The following is a 6,000-nucleotide window of genomic DNA, read 5'->3' as shown; positions in this document are numbered from 1 at the left end:
CGTGTGTTCCGCATCCGTGTAATACGATCCAACACTCAATGAAGGCAACGTGATCGACTCGCAGTCCGAAAGGTCACCAACCGCATCCAATACAGGAGCAGGGGTAACGGTAACGGTGAAGGAAGATTCTGTAGGATCACATCCTGGCGAAACCGCATAGATGAAAATATCCTGGGTAGTTGAAATAATTCCGCCAGCGAATAACTGAGTACCACCACCAGAAGGACCACCTGGCAATGTCCAGTAGGTGTTGTTGGCTGACAAAACAGGTAATTCGAAACTACAATTGGCCGGCGTACTCGGAAGGACATCCGCATTCAACTGATCCAATATAGTTACCGTAAAGGTATCTTGGGAAGAACATCCGGACGTACCTGCATACAGATAAATCATGGTTGGATTGGCCGTATCTGTAATGGTAGCCCCGTCTGCGATAGCGCCTTGTCCATCTGCTTCAAAATAGAAATGTCCTACTTCCGGAGTTCCTAATGTGTAGGATTCGCAGGCAGATACATCATCTACAGGAACAATAGCCGGCGGATTCAGGTTGACAACCAAATCAAGAGCTATTATGGCAAAACATCCTGCCGCAGTTTCAGCACGTACATATATAGTCTGAAGGTTCTGGACTACATTGGTATATAGGTTGGGAAGCGGACTAAATTCATTTGCAGCATCATCTGCCGTAAGATAATACGTCATTGTATAATCTGCCGGATCCAAAGTTCCAAGGACTGGAATATTGGCTTCGGACAAATCGAATTCTGCATAACCGGTTTCATTACAACGTACCAGATCTACATCCGGAGTCAGGACTATATCCGGGAAGAATTCAATCACGATGTCTCCCGAAGGTCCGCAAGTAGTGCTCAGATAATGTGCATCCACATGATATTGTCCAGGCTGTGTAACAACAAGTGTTGGACCAGTGGCAGATTCTATGACTCCGTTGGCATCACTCCAGATAAATGTATATTCATCTGGGCTAAGACCTGTGTCTAAAGTATAAGAACCTCCAGGACAAAGGGCTGTCAGATTTTCCTGAAGCAAATCATCCGGGAACAAATCTTCCCCTGAACTGAAACTTCCGCCTTCAAGGAAAACGGCAGAATCATAAGATGCATCCTGTCGGTCTGCAATAACCAATTTAATATGATAGGTGTTGCCCGGAACTACCGTAGCTGTCGCCGCCAGCGGCACAGTAACACCGTCAAAATTGATGGGCGCACCAAGGCCGCCTATTCCTTCTGGCAACACATAATACTCGTCAAAATATTGCGGGTTTACAGAATCACAACTGTTGTTATATGCCGAATCCCTTATCGTTACCACAGATACAGGCGTGGTTGAGTTAGGCAATACCGCGAGATTCACCGCGGGAGTTCCGGCAGATGTATCGGTCAATAAGAACGCGAAAGCATCGGAGAAACTACATTGGAAATCCCCATATTCTTCTGAGGCGAATATGAAATTAAAGCTGATTGAAGGTGTGATCGGCACGAAGTCGAATTCAACGATCGAAGCATTATTGGAATTCATTGCCTCTCCGGTTGCTTCAAGTATGATGGCTTCAAGATCGTCATCACCAGGCCACAAGTAATTGAAATTGTCGTCCATCTCTGTCCCTGCACTCTGGACCGGGAAGATGATGTTCGGCCCTGGTGCGTCATCAACACTACCAGATGAAAGTATAACCCCTTCATCAAACTGGAAGCTCGAACCATTTTTATTGAAGTATCCGATACCGTTGGCCGCAGAACCAAAATCAATACCCGTAGAAGTGGTAATGTTACTGGCAATCGCACAATCATTTCCTATCAATATATCCTGGATCAATTGCTGTGGTGTCCAGTCGTCGCCCATTGGTGCGGTCGTGATTGGAGGCAACAAGGTTGTGATACAGAGGTCGAATGAATAGGTAGGATCAGGCTCAAACATCGAATAAACCTGAATGTAGTATGTCTGGTCAGGGATCAAACCTGTAACCAAACCTTCGCTCGTTTCAAAACACTGGACAAGCTCAAGTGCGTCGCATCCGTTTGCATAAACCGCGAAGTTTATACTTGGGAAATCCTGATTTATATTCTGTAAAGAGATAGCGTGGTTAGGGCCCGTTGCCGTAAACTGGAACCAGACGTCATCGTCTGAAGAACCGAAACAGTTGTTGGTAACGCCCGAGTCAGTCGCCCCGATTAAAGTTCCCGATACAGATTCGACACACGTTGGAGTCGGGTTGACCGGAACTACCGTTGCGGTGGAACATTCATCATTCGTAATAAGGGTAACAAAAGGTATCGGATATGTCCAGCTGCTCTTGTCTTCATCACTACATATAGCTCTTACGTATACTTTATATTGAGTACCTGAGTCTATTGGCCCATAAGTATATGGATGATCGCTCGTAATTTGCCCTACTGCAGAAGCATCCGGAGCCGGATCTGAAGCAGGCAATACAATTACTTCCCATTGGGTAGCTGTTCCTTGCGGTGTCCAATCAACGGTAACATCTGATGTAGATACATCTACTATGCTTACTTCAAATGGCTTAGGACACGTAGGTGCCGGGATACAATTCACATTGGCCTCCCATCCGGACAATTCAAAGAAATTATCACTCAGGAAATGGAAGGTCAAACAGCCGTCAGGGCTTGACGATTCGAAATTATATGGAAGCTCGCTGCCCCAGAAAGCTCCTGGTTCGGTAAGCACGCCAAAAGTATTTGCAGGATTATCGCTGGAAATTTGTGGTGATGACGTACTTGGGCCATCATACACATATAGCCCATCAATTTGAGCTTCAGTATCGAACGAGGTCCAGACAATCTGTACAATTTCACCTGGATTTTCAGGGCATACAGTAACGATAGAATCAGAACTTTCAGGATAATTGTCATCCGGTCCGCCGGCATCATAGAATATGCCACCGCACACAGGAGGATCTACCTGAGTGGTTATGGTTTGAGGCATTGTCGGATTACTGGCATCTGTATCTGAACAAATGGAGATGACCCAAATTTTATAACACGTACTTTCTATTAAATCTGTAACGGTAGCGGTAGGGGCATCTGCAGGTACTCCTCCAGGAGTTGCAGCGGTAGGTGCCGGATCATCACACGGAAGCACATATACTTTCCATTGTGTGGCAGGACCGTTAGGAACCCAGCTAACCGTAACCGAATCATTGGTAGGTACGGTGTGTGTAACGTTTGTCGGTTTTGGACAAGTTGGAGCCGGTACGCAGGCAACATCTGCCACATATCCATCAAGCTCTCCAAAACCATCACTGATGAACTGGAAAGTAAGACAACCGTCCGGTGAAGTCGATTCGAATGGGCCGGGAATTTCTGTTCCCCAATATGCTCCATCTAAAGGAAGGTTCCATGTAGCTTCATTTTCGCTAGGGATGAGAGGGGAATCTGTAGAAGGTCCGTCAAAAACGTAAAGCCCGTCTCCACCCCATTGTTCTACATCAAACGCTGTAAAAGTTACAATTACAATTTCGCCTGCTTCCGGACAAACCGTAACAATTGAATTTGAGTTGGGAAGATAGGTATTGTTCAATCCGCCGTTATCGGTATACTGGCCACCACAAACAGGAGGTGCAACCTGAGTGCTTGCAGATTGAGGGAAAGTCCAATAACTGAACCCATTTCCATCTGCCGTACAATTCGTACGTACATAAAAGTCATAACAAGTATCCGCTTCCAGTTCGTCTGTAAATACAAACGTTGGCTCAGTTGTAGGAATTCCTCCGGCAGAAGCGTCTGGCGCAGGAGATCCGCAAGGAAGCGCAAGTACCTGCCATGAAGTTCCCGCCCCGGCATCCCAGGTTAAAGTAGCACCATATGATGTTGTCCCCGTAACCTCAAAGTTTACTGGTTTTGCACATGGAAGTATTGGGGCACAAACTACATTCGCCAAAAACCCGGGTGTCTCGAAGAAATCATCACTCAAAAAGTGGAAGGTCAGACATCCGTCTGGCGAAGTAGATTCAAACGGGCCAGGAATATCTGTTCCCCAATAAGCTCCGGGTTCGGTAAGTACACTGAAGCCAGCTTCATTCTCACTTGGAATCATTGGTGCGTCTGTTGAATTTCCGTCGTAAACATAAATTCCGTCAGACCCCCAATCGGTATCGAATTGCGTGAAGATAACAGTTACATAATCGCCCGGGTTTTCAGGACAGATTACAGTAACCTCATCTGAACCTGAAGCATAATCACTGCCAAGGCCTCCGTTATCAACATAGTTTCCGCCGCATTCCGGAGGAAGTACATCTGTCATTTCAGAGATAGGCCCATTCCAGTCGCTGATTCCGTTAGAGGAGCTTTCGCAATTCGCGCGCACATAGAAATCATAACAGGTTCCCGGAATTAATGGGTCAAAAGTGTAAGACGATCCTGTTTCTACAATTGTCCCGACTGTATCAGCCGTAGGTGCCGGAGCTCCGCAAGGCAAAGCAATGACTTCCCAAGCTGTACCCGGACCAACATTTGTCCATCCTAAAGTCGCCGTAGTTGCAGTGACGTCAATAGTCAAAGCTCCCGGCTCAGGACAAGCAGGTGGTGGGTTACAGGTTACACTGGCGAGCCATCCGTCAAAATTTCCAAAGCCATCTGATATGAACTGGAAAGTCAAACATCCGTCAGGGCTCGTAGAAGTGAACGGCCCCGGAATGGCATTACCCCACCAGGCTCCCGGTGTTGAAAGATCTTCATTGAAACCGGAATCATTGTCACTGGCAATAATATTTGCGTTGATTGAGTTTCCATCAAAAACGTAAATACCATCCCAACCGTTTTCTGTATTGAAATCGGTAAATGTTACGGTGACCTGGTCTGTTGGATTATCTGGGCATATAGTGACAATATCATTACTATTTCCTAAGTATTCCCCGTCCACGCCTCCGTTGTCCACGTAAGAACCACCACATTCAGGTGGCAAGGCTTGTGTTGTACATTCTATGGAAACCCAATCACTCGGAGAGTCTTCACATAGTGCCCTAATATAAAACACGTAGTCCGTAATTGGGAGCATTGGTGTTTCCGTAGGCTGTGTGGTATGATCTACAACAAAGTTCGTATTTGTTGTTGCTATATAGGGCGTTCCTGCGTTTGGATCAAACTCCGCATCGGCCGGGAGTACATGGACGGCCCATTGCGTGGCAGGCCCCGGACTTGTCCAACTTAACGATGCGCTTGTGGACAGGCAGGCAGGTACGATATCTGTTACATCAAGACATTTTTCAACGAATTTGAAATCGTCTACCAGCCATCGGTCTCCATTGGGAGCCGCAGTAGGCTGGGTAAACACCCGCACAAAAGCATAATACATTTGTGAACCTACAGGATCTGTGATATCGAGGATTTTTTCCTCCCATACATCATAGTCATCCGTAAGTTCATTTTCCGTCCATGTTTTTACAATGGTGGTAAATGATGCGGGTAGAGTCGGATCTGCAGTTGCAGGCGCCGACCTGATTTGATAAATGGTACTGTTGGGTGTTGACTGGCCCGCGATAGTTGTTCTGGTAAAGAACCGCAACTGGGCATTGGTTGGTACGCTCAGCAGCGGCGTGACAAGATAATCTTCGGAGGTGTTGTTCGCCCCGATGTTCATCCGGTCCATGTACGCGCACTTGGTTCCTGAATAAGCGGGATAAGTACCCTGTGGATTCAAGTTCCAGTTGACTGTCGGTCCAACCCCGTTGTCAAAGATTTGCCAGGTACCTGATGGCAATACCCAAGGTCCGGGAGTAACCGGTGCAACGACGCTCGCGTCATCAAAATATTCAACTTGTGAATATCCCGAAAAACCCATGAGCAGCATTACAAGGTAAATTGTAATCTTTTTCATAGTTGTTGAAAATTTGGTTGTTAAAAAAATTGTAGTTTAGAATCTCAAATTTAACTAAATATTTGGATTTTCTTTAAGAACCCTTTAATAAATGGAAATATTTCGTTCTGATTTGACTACTTGTTATTTATGCTTTAAAAAAAG

Annotated in this window: 1 protein-coding gene; it reads right to left on the bottom strand. The window is 46.1% G+C overall.

Annotated features, from left to right (window positions below; translation table 11 throughout):
* Positions 1-5,856: choice-of-anchor L domain-containing protein (locus tag G6047_RS10510; protein ID WP_169527561.1), on the bottom strand; the 5,856-nt coding region annotated here is incomplete at its 3' end.
* Between the last annotated feature and the right edge of the window lie 144 nt (positions 5,857-6,000).

Source organism: Flavobacterium silvaticum (assembly GCF_012911565.1).
GTDB classification, from domain to species: Bacteria; Bacteroidota; Bacteroidia; order Flavobacteriales; family Flavobacteriaceae; genus Flavobacterium; species Flavobacterium silvaticum.
This window is presented reverse-complemented; position numbering and strand designations above follow the sequence as displayed.